This window comes from Cupriavidus necator, assembly GCF_013141915.1.
GTDB classification, from domain to species: Bacteria; Pseudomonadota; Gammaproteobacteria; order Burkholderiales; family Burkholderiaceae; genus Cupriavidus; species Cupriavidus necator_B.
In genome coordinates this window covers 36,637-50,654 of sequence record NZ_SROX01000028.1, presented here as the reverse complement: position 1 = coordinate 50,654, position 14,018 = coordinate 36,637, and the positions used below count along the sequence as shown (strand labels likewise).

At 68.0% G+C, this 14,018-nt stretch carries 14 protein-coding genes; 11 read left to right on the top strand and 3 right to left on the bottom strand.

Annotated features, from left to right (window positions below; all coding sequences use genetic code 11):
• Window positions 1-112: 112 nt before the first annotated feature.
• The 3 genes from E5S69_RS30840 to E5S69_RS30830 all read right to left on the bottom strand — a co-directional run bounded on the left by E5S69_RS30840 (window position 113) and on the right by E5S69_RS30830 (window position 2,940).
• Window positions 113-604: a DUF421 domain-containing protein gene (locus tag E5S69_RS30840; RefSeq protein WP_171518114.1), complete on the bottom strand. Its 492-nt coding sequence runs from the start codon at window positions 602-604 to the stop codon at window positions 113-115.
• Window positions 605-746: 142 nt separating this feature from the next.
• Window positions 747-1,745 carry a Bug family tripartite tricarboxylate transporter substrate binding protein gene (locus E5S69_RS30835; protein WP_171518111.1) on the bottom strand — a complete coding sequence of 333 codons (999 nt, stop codon included), beginning with the start codon at window positions 1,743-1,745 and terminating at the stop codon, window positions 747-749.
• 100 nt (window positions 1,746-1,845) lie between these two features.
• Entirely contained in the window at window positions 1,846-2,940 is a 1,095-nt protein-coding gene (locus tag E5S69_RS30830) for a porin (protein ID WP_171518110.1), read from the bottom strand.
• Window positions 2,941-3,269: 329 nt separating this feature from the next.
• Here E5S69_RS30830 and E5S69_RS30825 point away from each other — a divergent pair, with 329 nt between their 5' ends.
• The 11 genes from E5S69_RS30825 (at window position 3,270) to E5S69_RS30775 (ending at window position 14,006) form a co-directional block, all read left to right on the top strand.
• Window positions 3,270-4,148, top strand: a complete 879-nt coding sequence (locus tag E5S69_RS30825; RefSeq protein ID WP_171518109.1) for an alpha/beta fold hydrolase — start codon at window positions 3,270-3,272, stop codon at window positions 4,146-4,148.
• A 258-nt stretch (window positions 4,149-4,406) separates the two neighbouring features.
• Window positions 4,407-4,712 (top strand): recombinase-like helix-turn-helix domain-containing protein, encoded by a 306-nt coding sequence (locus E5S69_RS30820; protein WP_171518108.1) that lies wholly within the window; start codon window positions 4,407-4,409, stop codon window positions 4,710-4,712.
• A gap of 41 nt (window positions 4,713-4,753) precedes the next feature.
• Window positions 4,754-5,815, top strand: a complete 1,062-nt coding sequence (locus tag E5S69_RS30815; protein WP_171518107.1) for an aromatic ring-hydroxylating oxygenase subunit alpha — start codon at window positions 4,754-4,756, stop codon at window positions 5,813-5,815.
• Window positions 5,808-6,581, top strand: a complete 774-nt coding sequence (locus E5S69_RS30810) for an SDR family oxidoreductase (protein WP_171518106.1) — start codon at window positions 5,808-5,810, stop codon at window positions 6,579-6,581. The genes E5S69_RS30815 and E5S69_RS30810 overlap by 8 nt, the downstream gene beginning before the upstream one ends.
• Before the next feature lie 50 nt (window positions 6,582-6,631).
• Complete coding sequence (locus tag E5S69_RS30805; RefSeq protein ID WP_171518105.1) at window positions 6,632-7,168, top strand: cupin domain-containing protein; 537 nt, start codon at window positions 6,632-6,634, stop codon at window positions 7,166-7,168.
• Window positions 7,169-7,199: 31 nt separating this feature from the next.
• Window positions 7,200-8,051 (top strand): IclR family transcriptional regulator, encoded by an 852-nt coding sequence (locus E5S69_RS30800; RefSeq protein WP_171518104.1) that lies wholly within the window; start codon window positions 7,200-7,202, stop codon window positions 8,049-8,051.
• A 5-nt stretch (window positions 8,052-8,056) separates the two neighbouring features.
• Window positions 8,057-8,860, top strand: a complete 804-nt coding sequence (locus E5S69_RS30795; protein ID WP_171518103.1) for an SDR family oxidoreductase — start codon at window positions 8,057-8,059, stop codon at window positions 8,858-8,860.
• A complete protein-coding gene (locus E5S69_RS30790; protein WP_171518102.1) occupies window positions 8,853-10,565 on the top strand; it encodes a thiamine pyrophosphate-binding protein in 1,713 nt (570 codons plus the stop codon). Before E5S69_RS30795 ends, E5S69_RS30790 begins: the two co-directional genes overlap by 8 nt.
• 12 nt (window positions 10,566-10,577) lie before the next feature.
• Window positions 10,578-11,378, top strand: a complete 801-nt coding sequence (locus E5S69_RS30785) for an aspartate dehydrogenase (protein WP_116339255.1) — start codon at window positions 10,578-10,580, stop codon at window positions 11,376-11,378.
• Window positions 11,379-11,529: 151 nt separating this feature from the next.
• A complete protein-coding gene (locus tag E5S69_RS30780; protein ID WP_171518101.1) occupies window positions 11,530-13,008 on the top strand; it encodes an aldehyde dehydrogenase in 1,479 nt (492 codons plus the stop codon).
• A gap of 23 nt (window positions 13,009-13,031) precedes the next feature.
• A complete protein-coding gene (locus E5S69_RS30775; protein ID WP_171518100.1) occupies window positions 13,032-14,006 on the top strand; it encodes a VOC family protein in 975 nt (324 codons plus the stop codon).
• The last annotated feature ends 12 nt before the right edge of the window (window positions 14,007-14,018 follow it).

The following is a 14,018-nucleotide window of genomic DNA, read 5'->3' as shown; positions in this document are numbered from 1 at the left end:
TTCAGTTGCTCGTCGTGTCTCACCATGAAAAACACCCCAAGGTTGGATCGGCGTCCAACTCTTGGGGTGCAGTTCATCACCGGCGGGCTTTGCTTTTCTGGCCGAGGGTCTCTTATTTCTTCTTGATCACGCTGACCTTGCCGTCCGCCTCCAGGTACAGCGCCTTGACCTGGTCCAGCGAATCGACGCCTTCCTCGCGGTACTTGGCTTCGAGTTCCTCGTCGGTGATCGATTCGCGCCGCATGTTTTCGCGCAGCTTGGCGCCATCGCGCACCAGCAGCACCTTGCGCGGCGTGGCAAAGCGCTGGAATGCCGGGAAATGGAAGGACAGCAGGTCGATCAGCCGGTTCCAGGCGATCAGCGTGACCACCAGCAGCACGGCATCGGCGACGCTCTCGCCCTTGCCGGCCATGCCGTTCTGCGCCGCATCGGCAACGATCACGATCACCAGCAGGTCGGCAATGCCGAGCGAGCCGACATCGCGCCGCGCGACGAAGCGGAACAGCACGAACAGCGCCCAGTACATCAGCGTGCCGCGCACGATGATCTCGAGCGGCGAAAGGGTGAAGAGGAGGGCTTCGCGCCAGTCGAACGACAGGTCCATGCGCGAGACCCAGCAACTTCCAGGCCACATTGCAACGCAGGTTCCTGTGGTGCCGGCGCCGCCGCACCCGGGTAATTTTTACATCCGTAGCGTATGGTTTGCCGCGAGGCTGGGCCGACTAAGCCGGCCCAGCAGAGCCGGCTTAGTCGGCCTGGATGCCAAACTCCTTCACGACCTTGGCGTAGCGCGCCGTGTCGGCGGCGATCAGCTTGCTCAGCACGGCCGGGTCGCCACCCGAAGGCGTGACCGCGATGGTGGCCATGCGCGCCACCACGTCGGGCATCTTCAGGATCTCGTTGACGTGCGCGTTGAGCGTGCGCACCACCTCGGCCGGCATGTTCTTCGGCCCCAGCAGCGCCTGCCAGGCACCGATCTCGACGTCCTTGTAGCCCAGTTCGGCCAGCGTTGGCACGTTGGGCGCGAACGGCGAGCGCTTCGGATCGGCGACGGCCAGCGGCACCAGGCTGCCATTGCCCACGTACTGCGAAATCGCGCCGTAGGTGATGTAGGTGACCGGCACCTGGCCGCCGATCACGTCGACGATGGCGGGCGCCAGGCCACGGTACGGCACCTGGCTGATCTTGATGCCGGCGGACTTGTTGAACAGCTCGCCCATGATGTGCATCGGCGAGCCGTTGCCGGGCGTGGCATAGGTCTCGACCTTGCCGGCCTTGGCGCGTGCCACCAGGTCGCTGACCCTGGTGATGCCGGTGCCCTTGTTGACCACCACGAACAGCGACTGCGTGCCGATCTGGCTGATCGGCGTGAAGTCTTGCTGCACGTCGTAGCTGGCCCCGGTGCCGGTGCGCAGCACCAGCGGCGCGATGGCGACGGTGTTGGGCGCGAGCAGCAACGTGTGGCCGTCCGGATTGGCGCGTGCCACGTAGGCGCTGCCGATGGTGCCGGCGGCGCCGGTGCGGTTTTCCACCACCACGGATTGCTTCAGGCGCGGCGCCAGTTTCTCGGCAAGCATGCGGGCCAGCACGTCGACGTCGCCACCGGCAGGGTAGGCGACGACGATGGTGACGGGCTTGCTCGGGTACGCGCCCTGGGCAAGCGCGTTGCCCGCGCCGATCAAGGCGGCGGGGGCGAGCAGGGCGGCGGCCAGCGTGGCCAGGAGGGTGCGTCGTGCAGACTTCATGATGTTCATAGCTCGGTAAAACCGGGCACCTGCCCGGAGGCGGTGCCGCGTGGGGGAACCCGGCGCCCGGCGCCGGCGGCCCGGATGGATTGGGGCGGACTCAGAAGACGTGCTTGATGCCGAGCATCGAGCCCCACTGGTTCTCGCCCGGGCGCGGGGCGGAACCGGGCGAGCCCCCGCTCACCGACATGGCAAGCTGGCCGCTGTTATTGATAAAGCCCGCGGAGGCATAGACCGAGGTGCGCTTGCTGAAACTGTAGGTCGCGCGCAGTGCGTACAGCATGGCCTGGTTGTCGCTGCCGTGGTAGTTCAGGAAGTACACCTGCCCCGCCACGTTGACTGCCGGCGTGATGTCGTGCGAGACGCCGGCGTAGTACAGGTCGCTGACCGGCGTGGGGCTGCCCTCGTTGTCGCGGCGGATCCAGCCGGCGCCGAGCTTGGTGTTCTTCAGCAGCATGTAGCCGCCCAGCGACAGGCGATCGTCGGTCAGGTTGCTGTTGGTCAGTCCGGCGAAGGCGCCCGGACCGCCGCGCTGCGAGTCGTACGCCGCGATCACGCCCCAGGTCTTGTTGTCGTAGCCCAGCATGGCCGACCATTCGCGGCACGCCTTCTTGTCGGCCGGGTTCTCGCCGGCGCAGTTGGTGCCGGCGGGGCTGGGGCCCGCGTTGACCGCGTCGCGCCCGAAGCTGTAGGTGGCGCCCACCACGAAGCCGTTGAAGTTGGCCTTGTACGCGACCGCGTTGTCGGCGCGAGTATTGGGCAGGTAGCTGTCGAGCGAGCCGGAGCCGTGGACGTTGGGGCCCAGGATGTCGCTGTCCAGGATGGCCCAGAACAGCATCGTGTACTGACGGCCGAACGACAACTGGCCGTACGGATTGCTCAGCCCCACCAGCGCCTGGCGCCCGAACAGGCGACCGCCCTGGTTGGCATTGCCGGTGTCCGGCGAAAAGCCCGACTCCAGCACGAACAGGCCCTTCAGGCCGCCGCCCAGGTCTTCCGTGCCACGGATGCCCCAGCGCGACGGCACCGTGGCGGTGTTGTTGGGCATGCGCACCAGGCCGTTGCCGTTGGCGCCGACGTTGCTCACGTACTCGACACCGCTGTCGATCACGCCGTACAGCGTCACCGACGATTGCGCCGAGGCCAGCAGGGGGGAAGCCGCAAGCAGGGCCGCGGCGGTTCGTGCAAGTTTCATCTACCAGTTTCCTTCCGTTTTCCGTCTTGTGGTCTTTGGTCTTTTGGTCTTGTTCTCCGGTACCACTGCGGATGGCGGCACCGGATGTCCTTATCGCCTCTTTTGTGTTTTATATATGAAACATCAAACAACATAAGAAACGTTGAGCAAAATATAGCCGTGACTTTCCGGAAAATGTGAGGAGGGTTATCCCTAAAGCGAGAACTGCGGCGGACCGCAGCTGGCGCCACGCCGGGCTTTCCGGTCGCCCTATCGTTAACCCTGATCCCGCCGGCAACGGGGCAGCGCCTATGCTTGGAGAGTTTTATTTGCCAACAGTGGTTTTATATATGGAACAAAATATGTCCCTGACGACCCCGGAACCCGATCGCCGCCTGCTGGACGACCTCGACCGCGGGTTTGCCCAGGGGGTGGCGCAAGTGGGCGACGCGCGCGTGGCCTACCGCTGCGGCGGCGGGACGGGGCCGGTGGTGGTGCTGCTGCACGGCATCAGTTCCGGCGCGGCGTCCTGGCTGCCCTGCGCCAGCTTGCTGGCCGCGCATGCGCGCGTGATTGCGTGGGACGCGCCGGGCTACGGCGACTCCACCCCGCTGGCGCAGGCGCGCCCGGCCGCCGCCGACTATGCGCAGCGGCTCGAGGGGCTGCTCGCGGCGTTGGACCTGCAGCCGGCGCTGGTGGTCGGGCATTCGCTGGGCGCGCTGATGGCTGCCGCCTATATCGCCACGGCGCGACGGCTGCCGGCGCGGCTGCTGTTGCTGAGCGTGGCGCAAGGCTATGGCGCGGCCGGCAAGGAGGCCCAGGCCAGCGCGGTGGCACGCCAGCGCCTGGAGGCGCTGGCCGCGCAGGGCGTCGACGGGCTGGCCCAACGCGGCCCGGCGCGGCTGCTCAGCGAAGCGGCCGATGCCGGCGCGCAGGCCTGGGTGCGCTGGAACATGCGGCGGCTGAACCCGGACGGCTATCGCCAGGCCGTGGCGATGCTGTGCGGCGACGACATCGACGCCTACCTGGCGCGCCGTCCGCCACAGGTGCCGACGCAGATCGCCTGCGGCGGCCGCGACGTCGTCACCACGCCGCCGGCCTGTGCCGCGCTGGCCGAACGCTTCGGCTTGCCGTTCTCGCTGATCCCGGATGCCGGCCATGCTTGCTATATCGACCAGGCCGCCGCCACCGCGCGGCTGATCCGCGCGGCCCTGCCTGCCGGCGACTGACCCTTCGAAACGGCGCCTGCCGGCGCTGGTCCAGCGGGTAGCGCGGCGCAGAAGCCTCAACTTCTCAGCCAACCCGCAGCCAACCCACCCAGTAGCGGGTTAACCCCAGTCAATTTTTATGTCGCGGTTGTCTATAGTCGTACCTGTGTTCAATATCTAAACCAGTGTTTCATTAGTAAAACTTAGCGCGGCCACCGGCAGACGGCTGGACGCGCACGTGGAACACGGTCCCCGCAGCAAGACATGGAGCCAAGCGCAATGGAAAGCCTCTCGTACAACCCGAACCTGGTGCCCTGGGAGCGTCCGGCGCCGAACAACGTGGCAGGCAAGGGCCATATCGAGCAACCCGGCAAGGTCGCCAACATCGTCTGGCAGACCCGCGCCGCTGCGCCGAGCGCCTACGAAAACGCGCTGGGCGATGCCCTCGAGGCTGCGTTCGAAGGCGGCGCGCAGAACCCGCAGGACATCGTGCGCGCGTTCAATGACGCCGGTTTCCTCGGCGTTGACGGCCAGCCCTGGACCGAAGCGCGCTTCCTGGCCGAAATGCGCCGGCTGGGCGCCTGAGTCCGCCCCGTCCACGTCCAGCCCCGAAGCGAGAAAACCCCATGGAATCGAACAAGCAAGCCCGCACCGAAGCCCGCCTGAACAGCGGCCTGCGCAACTATTGGTACCCCGTCGCCGCCTCGTGGGCGGTATCGCATGCCCCGATCGGCATCACGCGACTGAGCCAGAACATCGTGCTGTGGCGCGACGGCGCCGGCCAGGTCCACGCCCTGGAAGACCGCTGCCCGCATCGCGGCGCGCGCCTGTCGATGGGCTGGAACCTGGGCGACCGTGTCGCCTGCTGGTACCACGGCGTGGAAGTCGGCGGCGACGGCCAGGTCAAGAGCGTGCCGGCGGTGGAAAGCTGCCCGCTGGAAGGCCGCACCTGCGTGCGCAGCTACCCGGTGCAGGAGAAGGCCGGCGCAATCTTCCTGTGGTTCGGCGACCAGGCCCCGCAGGGCGAGGGCAGCCCCGACGAACTGCGCCTGCCCGAGGAGCTGGCCAGCGACGAGCACAGCCACTTCCTGTGCGTGGCGCACTGGGACTGCAACTACCGCTATGCCATCGACAACGTGATGGACCCGATGCACGGCGCCTACCTGCATGCGGTGTCGCACTCGATGGCGTCGGGCGAGAAATCTGCCGTGATGCAGATCCGCGAGACCGAGCACGGCCTGGTGTTCGAGAAGACCGGCCAGCGCGGCGTCAACTTCGACTGGGTCGAATTCGGCGAGACCGGCACGCTGTGGCTGCGCCTGGCGATCCCGTACCGCGCCAAGGTCGGCCCCGGCGGCCCGTTCGGCATCGTCGGCATGGCTACGCCGGTGGATGAGGACCACTGCATGGTGTTCTTCTGGCGCACCCGCCACGTGCAGGGCTGGGAGCGCGACGTATGGCGCTTCCTGTACCGCAACCGCCTGGAGCAGCTGCACTGGGACGTGCTCGAGCAGGACCGCGTGGTGCTGGAGATGATGGCCCCCAACGCGCGCGACCACGAGATGCTGTACCAGCACGATGCCGGCATCACGCGCGTGCGCCGGCTGCTCAAGCGCCGCGCCGAGCAGGAAGTCGCCGACGAGCCGGTGGCCATGCTGCAACCCGCCGGAGCCGCCAGCCATGCCTGAGGCGACCCAGCACAACACGCTGCTGGCCGGACGCAAGGTGCTGGTCACCGGCGCCGCGCGCGGCCTGGGCCTGGCCTTCGCCACGTCGCTGGCCGAAGCCGGCGCCAGCGTGGCGATGGCCGATATCCTGGCCGAGCGCCTGCAGCAGGAAGCCGATGCGCTGCGTGCGCGCGGCCTGAAGGTGGTGCCGGTCACGCTGGACCTGTCCGACCCCGCCTCGGTGCAGGCCTGTGCCGACGCCGCCGTGAAGGCCCTCGGCGGCCTCGATGGCCTGGTCAACAACGCCGCCGTGACCGACTCGGGCGGCCGTGACGCCGGCGCCATCGATATCGCCACCTGGGACCGCGTGATGAACGTCAACGTGCGCGGCACCTGGCTGATGACCGCCGCCTGCCTGCCGGCGCTGCGCGCCAGCGGCCGTGGCGCGGTGGTCAACCTGGCCTCGGACACGCCGCTGTGGGGCGCGCCCAACCTGCTTGCCTACGTGGCCAGCAAGAGCGCCATCATCGGCATGACCCGCTCGCTGGCACGCGAACTCGGCAAGGACCAGATCACGGTGAATGCCGTGGCCCCGGGCCTGACCCTGGTCGAGGCCACCGAATACGTGCCCCAGCACCGGCACGACCTGTACCGCGAGCAACGCGCGATCCAGCGCGAGCAACTGCCCGACGATGTCTGCGGCGCCGTGCTGTTCGCCTTGTCCGACCTTGCCCGCTTCGTGACCGGACAGACCCTGGCGGTCAACGGCGGCTTTGTCATGCACTGATCCACCGATCCACGATCCACCGAAAGCCACATCAAGCAGAAGGAATCCAAATGAGCGATCTTTCCCAACAACAGAACATCAAGCGTTCCTGGGACCAGCCGGAGGGCGCCTCGTTCGACCAGTGGATGGAAAGCCGCGTCGCGCGCTTCTCCACGCGCAAGTACGACTGGGACGCGCTGAAGTTCCAGGCCGACCACGACCCCAAGTACCGCCGCGCGCAGATGCGCTACCTGGGTACCGGCGGCACCGGCGTGGCCGCCGACACCAACACCGTGCCGTCGGAGCACTTCACCTTCTCCACGATGATCATCCCGGCCGGCCATGAAGGCCCGTCGCATATCCACACCGACGTGGAAGAGGTGTTCTTCGTCATGCGCGGCAAGATCAAGCTGATCCTGGAAAAGGACGGCGAGCGCTTCGAGACCATCCTGACCGACCGCGACCTGGTCTCGGTGCCGCCGGGCGTGTACCGCGAGGAAATCAATATCGGCGACGAAGACGCGCTGATGTGCGTGATGCTCGGCGCCCAAAAGCCGATCACGCCGACCTACCCGCCCGAGCACCCGCTGTCGAAGATCAAGCGCTGATGCGCCCTCGGCCCGACCGCACGCACCGACCATGAGCACCCACGCCATCCCGACCACGCCGGCCGCCAACGAGACCCCGGACAAGTACATCGTCCCGGGCCTGGAGCGCGGGCTGCGCCTGCTCGGCGAGTTCAGCAGCAAGGACCGCACCATGTCGGCCGCGGAACTGGCGCGCCGCCTCAAGGTGCCGCGTTCCACCGTGTTCCGCCTGCTGGCCACGCTGGAAATGCTGGGCTTTGTCGAGCGCGCCGATGGCGGCCGCGATTTCCGGCTGGGGATGGCGGTGCTGCGGCTCGGGTTCGAGTACCTGGCTTCGCTGGAGCTGACCGAGCTGGGCCGACCGCTGCTGGAGCGGCTGCGCGACGAAATCGGCTACCCGACCAACCTGGTGGTGCGCGACGGTCGCTCGATCGTCTACGTGGCCAAGGCGGTGTCGCCGCGCCCCTTCGCCAGCTCGGTCAACGTCGGCACGCGTTTGCCGGCGCATGCGACGGTGCTGGGCCGGGTGCTGCTGGAGGACCTGACGCTGGCGGAACTGCGCGCGCTGTATCCGGAGGCGCAGCTCGAAGTGTTCTCCGACAGCACGCCGCGCACGGCCGATGCGCTCTTCGCCATCGTCCAGCGCGACCGCGAGCGCGGCTACGTGCTGCAGGAAGGTTTTTTCGAATCGAGTATCTCGACCATCGCGGCACCGGTGCGCGACCGCACCGGCAAGGTGGTGGCGGCGCTGGGCGCGACCATCCCCGCCGCGCACATCGACCCGGAGCAGCTGGACGCGATGGTGGAGAAAGTCAGGGATAGCGCGGGCGAGCTGTCGCGCCTGCTCGACTACCGGCCGTCGCTGCACAGCGCCGGCAAGGTCGTCAATCTGTATCGGGAGTGAGGACAATGTCCATGATTGATCTCGGCGGCAAGGTTGCCGTCGTTACCGGCGGGTCCTCCGGCATCGGGCTGGCGACCGTCGAGCTGCTGCTCGAAGCGGGCGCCGCCGTCGCCCTGTGCGGCCGCGACGAAGCCCGCCTGCGCAGCGCCGAAGCGCGATTGCGCGAGCAGTTCCCGGGCTGCCGGCTTCATGCCGCCACCTGCGACGTGCTCAGGCCGGAGCAGGTCGCCGCCTTTGCCGCCGACGTGCAGGGCAGGTTCGGCAACGTCGCCATGCTGGTCAACAACGCCGGCCAGGGCCGCGTTTCCACCTTCGCCAATACCGAGGACGCGGCCTGGATGGACGAGCTGCAGCTCAAGTTCTTCTCGGTGATCCACCCGACGCGCGCGTTCCTGCCGCAGCTCGAGCAGTCCGGCCAGGGCGCCATCGTCTGCGTCAACTCCCTGCTGGCACAGCAGCCGGAGCCGCACATGGTGGCCACTTCCGCCGCGCGCGCCGGCGTGCTGAATCTGGTGCGCTCGATGGCCACCGAGTTCGCGCCCAAGGGTGTGCGCGTCAACGGCATCCTGATCGGGCTGGTTGAATCGGGCCAATGGCGCCGCCGCTTCGAGGCGCGTCCCGAAGAAGACCGTCACCTGGACTGGGCCGCGTGGACCGCGCGCCTGGCCCAGCAGAAACATATTCCACTTGGCCGCCTGGGCCTGCCGGTCGAGGCAGCCCGCGCCATCCTGTTCCTTGCCTCGCCGTTGTCTTCGTACACCACGGGCAGCCATATCGATATCTCCGGAGGACACTCCCGTCATGCCTAATCAACACCAGTACGAACCACAGCAGGTCACCGTCGGCTGCGCCATCACTGCCTTCCTCGAGCAATGTGGGGTCAAGGCCGCCTTCGGCGTGATCTCGATCCACAACATGCCGATCCTGGATGCCATGGGCGAGCGCGGCCAGATCCGCTTCGTGCCGGCGCGCGGCGAGGCGGGCGGCACCAACATGGCCGACGCCTATGCGCGCACCACCGGCGGCCTGGGCGTGTGCCTGACCAGCACCGGCACCGCCGCGGGCAATGCCGCCGGCGCCATGGTCGAGGCACTGACCGCCGGCACGCCGATGCTCCATATCACCGGCCAGATCGAGACCCCGTACCTGGACCAGAGCCTGGCCTACATCCACGAAGCGCCGGACCAGCTCACCATGCTGAAGGCCGTGTCGAAGGCCGCCTTCCGCATCCGCAGCGCCGACACCGCGATCAGCACCATCAAGCTGGCGGTGCAGACCGCGCTGACGGCGCCGACCGGCCCGGTCAGCGTGGAGATCCCGATCGACATCCAGGCCGCGCTGATCGACATGCCGGTCGACCTGCAGCCGCTGCCGGTGCCGCGGCACGTGCCGTCGCCGCACGCACTGGATGCGCTGGCCGAGCGCCTGGCCAAGGCCCGGCGCCCGCTGCTGTGGCTGGGCGGCGGCGCGCGCCATGCCAGCAAGCAGGTGCAGCGCCTGCTGGACCTGGGCTTTGGAGTGGTCACCAGCACGCAGGGCCGCGGCATCGTGCCGGAGGACGATCCGCGCTCGCTGGGCGCGTTCAACCTGCACAAGCCGGTCGAGGCGTTCTACCAGACCTGCGACGCGATGCTGGTGGTGGGCTCGCGACTGCGCGGCAATGAAACCCTGAAGTACGAGCTGAAGCTGCCGCGACCGCTGCTGCGCATCGATGCCGATCCCGCCGCCGAAGGCCGTTGCTACATGAGCGACTACTTTGTCAGCGGCGACGCAGCGCTGGCGCTGGATGCGCTGGCCGACCGGCTCGAGCAGCGCATGCAGGTCGACCCGGCCTTCGCCGCCGACCTGCGCCGCGCGCACGACACCGCCGTCAGCGGCCTGGTCGATGGGCTCGGCCCGTACTCGGCGCTGGTGCAGGCGCTGCAGGGCGCGGTCGGCCGCAACTTCAACTGGGTGCGCGACGTGACCGTGTCGAACAGCACCTGGGGCAACCGCCAGCTGCGCATCTTCGACTCGCGTGCCGGCGTGCATGCGCTGGGCGGCGGCATCGGGCAGGGCCTGGCGATGGGCATCGGCGCCGCGATCGGCGCTGCCGCCACCGGCTCGGGCAAGAAGACCTTCACGCTGGCCGGCGACGGCGGTTTCATCCTGAACCTGGGCGAGCTGGCCACCGCGGTGCAGGAACGCGCCGACATGGTGATCGTGCTGATGAACGACAAGGGCTACGGCGTGATCAAGAACATCCAGGACGCGCAGTACGGCGGCCGCCGCCACTATGTGGACCTGCATACGCCGGACTACGCCACGCTGGCGAAGTCGCTGTCGCTGCGCCACGCCCGCGTCAGCAACCTGGCCGAGGTCGGCGCCGCACTGGAAGCGGCCAGCTCCGAGTCCGGCCCGTTCCTGCTCGAAATCGACATGCTGTCGATCGGTTCCTTCAAGACCATCTTCGCCGGCCCCCCGGTGAACAAGGACGAAGAGCCGGCGCGCGAGCAAACCACTGTCACGGCCTGAGGGAGACCCGCGATGCTGCATGTGTCCATGGTTGGCTGCGGCGCGATCGGCCGCGGCGTGCTGGAATTGCTCAAGAGCGATCCGGACGTGGTGTTTGACGTGGTGATCGTGCCCGAGCACACGATGGACGAGGCTCGCGGCGCGGTCTCCGCGCTGGCGCCGCGAGCGCGCGTCGCCACGCACCTGGATGACCAGCGGCCCGACCTGCTGGTCGAGTGCGCCGGCCACCATGCGCTGGAAGAGCACATCGTGCCGGCGCTGGAGCGTGGCATTCCGTGTATGGTGGTGTCGGTGGGCGCGCTGTCCGAACCGGGCATGGCCGAGCGGCTGGAAGCCGCGGCACGCCGCGGCGGCACGCAGGTGCAGTTGCTGTCGGGCGCGATCGGCGCCATCGATGCGCTCGCCGCCGCCCGCGTCGGCGGGCTTGACGAGGTCATCTACACCGGCCGCAAGCCTGCGCGCGCCTGGACCGGCACGCCGGCCGAGCAGTTGTTCGACCTGGACGCGCTGACCGAGACCACGGTGATCTTCGAAGGCACCGCGCGCGACGCCGCGCGCCTGTACCCGAAGAACGCCAACGTCGCCGCCACGGTGTCGCTGGCCGGCCTCGGGCTGGACCGTACTTCGGTAAAGCTGCTGGCCGATCCGCATGCGGTGGAGAACGTGCATCACGTAGAAGCGCGCGGGGCGTTTGGCGGGTTTGAGCTGACCATGCGTGGCAAGCCGCTGGCGGCGAACCCGAAGACCTCGGCGCTGACGGTGTTCAGCGTGGTGCGGGCGCTGGGGAACCGGGCGCACGCGGTATCGATTTGATTGGAAGGACAGGGCGCTAACGATCGCTGGCGGTTTGCTCCCCTCTCCCGCAAGCGGGAGAGGGGGTTCCGCAGCAGCATTTGAGAATGCCGTCGCAACAGGACACCGCAGCAAGATCCCGCAGGCAAAGACAGACTTAGCAGGCAACGACATGAAACACCAAGAAGTACTCCCCATCTGCATCGCGGGCGAATGGCGCCTGGGGACCGGCGACCGCTACGGCACGCGCTACCCCGCCACCGGCGAAGTCGTCGCCGAGCTCAACGCCGCCAGCCTGGCTGACGTGGAAGAAGCCGTGCAGGGCGCTCACCACGCTTTCCTCACCAGCGGCTGGGCGCAACGCAAGCCCCACGAGCGCGCCGCCGTGCTGTACCGCGTGGCCGAGCTGATCCGCGCCAAGGGCGAGCAGCTGGCGCAGCGTCAGCGCCTGGACAACGGCAAGCCCATCAGCGAGACGCGCGCGCTGGTGGCCAGCGCCGCTGGCACCTTCCAGTTCTTTGCAGCGGCTTGCGAGACGCTGGAAGAGACCATCACCCCGCAGCGCGGCGACTGCCTCACCATGAGCGTCTACGAGCCCATGGGCGTGGTCGCGGCGATCACGCCGTGGAATTCGCCGATCGCCAGCGAGGCGCAGAAGATGGCGCCCGCGCTCGCAGCCGGCAACGCCGTGGTGGTCAAGCCTGCCGAGGTCACGCCGCTGATGGCGCTGGAGCTGGCGCGCATCTGCGAGGAAGCCGGCGTGCCCAAGGGCCTGATCAGCGTGCTGCCCGGCAAGGGCTCGGTGATCGGCGACGCCATCACCAAGCATCCGCTGGTGCGGCGCGTGTCGTTCACCGGCGGCACCACCACCGGCAAGCACATCGCCCATATCGCCGCCGACAAGATGATGCCGGTGTCGCTGGAGCTGGGCGGCAAGTCGCCGACCATGGTGTTCGACGATGCCGACCTGGACCACGCGGTCAACGGCGTGCTGTACGGCATCTTCAGCTCGTCGGGCGAATCGTGCATCGCCGGTTCGCGCCTGTTCGTGGCGCGTTCGCAGTACGAGGCCTTCATGGACCGGCTGGCGCACGGCGCGGCGCAGCTGCGCGTGGGCGATCCCGCCGACGAACGCACGCAGATGGGGCCGCTGATCACCGACCGCCATCGCGATTCGATCGAATCGTATGTCGCGGCGGGCGTGGACGAAGGCGGGCAACTGCGCAGCGGCGGCGTGCGCCCCGACGTGGCCGGGCTGCCAAATGGCTATTTCTACACGCCGACCATCATCGAGGGCCTGGATAACCACGCCCGCATCTGCCAGGAAGAGATCTTCGGGCCGGTGTTGGTGGCGATCCCGTTCGACGACGAGGACGACCTGATCGCGCAGGCCAACGACAGCGTGTACGCGCTCGCCGCCGGCATCTGGACGCGCGACTACAAGCGCGCCTGGCGCGTGGCCCGCGCGGTGCAGGCGGGCAATGTGTGGATCAACACCTACAAGCAATTCTCGATCGCGACGCCGTTCGGCGGCTGGCGCGACAGCGGCCTGGGCCGCGAGAAGGGACGACTGGGCATCCTGCAGTACATGGAGCAGAAAAGCGTGTACTGGGGCCTGAACGAACAACCGCTGCCGTGGGCCAACCACTGAACCCGGCAAGCTGGAGAGAAGCCATGATCAAGGTATTGGGAATCGACGAGATCGTGTACGGCGCGGATGACTTCGACGCCTGCCGCGGTTTCTTCACTGACTGGGGCCTGGCCATCAAGCGCGATGACGCGCAGGGCCTGGACTTCGAAACGCTGAACGGATGCCGCGTGCTGGTGCGCCGCATCGACGATCCCTCGCTGCCGCCCGCGATCGAGTCCGGCCCGACGCTGCGCGAAGTGGTGTGGGGGGTCGAATCGCAGGCATCGCTCGATCGTCTGGCCGACGCGATCGCCGATGCGCCGGGTTTCGTCAGGCAAGGCGAAGGCGCCACGCTGCGCATCGGCTGCACCGATCCGAACGGCCTGGCGGTGCGTTTCCAGGTCACGCGCAAGCACGAGGTGCAGGTCGAATGCGCGCTGATGAACACCTGGAACGACAAGCCGCGCATGAACCAGCGCAGCCCGATCTACGACCACGCCACGCCGATCGAAGTCGGCCACGTGGTGTTCTTCGTCAAGGACGTCAAGGCCACCGAGCAGTTCTATGTGGAGAAGTTCGGCTTCGTGCCGTCCGACCGCTATCCGGACCGCGGCGCGTTCCTGCGCTGCGCGCCGGACGGCGGCCACCATGACCTGTTCCTGCTGCAGCTGCCGGAACCGAAGAGCGGCCTCAACCATGTCGCCTTCACCGTGCGCGATATCCATGAGGTGTTCGGCGGCGGCATGCACGTGTCGCGCAAGGGCTGGGACACGCAGCTTGGCCCGGGCCGGCATCCGATTTCTTCCGCGTACTTCTGGTACTTCAAGAACCCGGCTGGCGGCCTGATCGAGTACTACGCCGACGAAGACCAGCTCGACGAACACTGGGAGCCGCGCGCCTTCGAGCCGGGCCCGACCATGTTTGCCGAATGGGCGATCGAGGGCGGTATCGACGGCAACACGCGCCGCCAGAAGAACGCCGGTGGCCCGGCAGGCAAGTTCCTGACCGAGAAGCGGTAAGCAGCAGCGCAA

Coding starts and splice junctions, on each gene's coding strand:
- E5S69_RS30840 (WP_171518114.1), bottom strand. CDS start 604: ATGGACCTGTCGTTCGACTGGCGCGAAGCCCTCCTCTTCACCCTTTCG.
- E5S69_RS30835 (WP_171518111.1), bottom strand. CDS start 1,745: ATGAAGTCTGCACGACGCACCCTCCTGGCCACGCTGGCCGCCGCCCTG.
- E5S69_RS30830 (WP_171518110.1), bottom strand. CDS start 2,940: ATGAAACTTGCACGAACCGCCGCGGCCCTGCTTGCGGCTTCCCCCCTG.
- E5S69_RS30825 (WP_171518109.1), top strand. CDS start 3,270: ATGGAACAAAATATGTCCCTGACGACCCCGGAACCCGATCGCCGCCTG.
- E5S69_RS30820 (WP_171518108.1), top strand. CDS start 4,407: ATGGAAAGCCTCTCGTACAACCCGAACCTGGTGCCCTGGGAGCGTCCG.
- E5S69_RS30815 (WP_171518107.1), top strand. CDS start 4,754: ATGGAATCGAACAAGCAAGCCCGCACCGAAGCCCGCCTGAACAGCGGC.
- E5S69_RS30810 (WP_171518106.1), top strand. CDS start 5,808: ATGCCTGAGGCGACCCAGCACAACACGCTGCTGGCCGGACGCAAGGTG.
- E5S69_RS30805 (WP_171518105.1), top strand. CDS start 6,632: ATGAGCGATCTTTCCCAACAACAGAACATCAAGCGTTCCTGGGACCAG.
- E5S69_RS30800 (WP_171518104.1), top strand. CDS start 7,200: ATGAGCACCCACGCCATCCCGACCACGCCGGCCGCCAACGAGACCCCG.
- E5S69_RS30795 (WP_171518103.1), top strand. CDS start 8,057: ATGTCCATGATTGATCTCGGCGGCAAGGTTGCCGTCGTTACCGGCGGG.
- E5S69_RS30790 (WP_171518102.1), top strand. CDS start 8,853: ATGCCTAATCAACACCAGTACGAACCACAGCAGGTCACCGTCGGCTGC.
- E5S69_RS30785 (WP_116339255.1), top strand. CDS start 10,578: ATGCTGCATGTGTCCATGGTTGGCTGCGGCGCGATCGGCCGCGGCGTG.
- E5S69_RS30780 (WP_171518101.1), top strand. CDS start 11,530: ATGAAACACCAAGAAGTACTCCCCATCTGCATCGCGGGCGAATGGCGC.
- E5S69_RS30775 (WP_171518100.1), top strand. CDS start 13,032: ATGATCAAGGTATTGGGAATCGACGAGATCGTGTACGGCGCGGATGAC.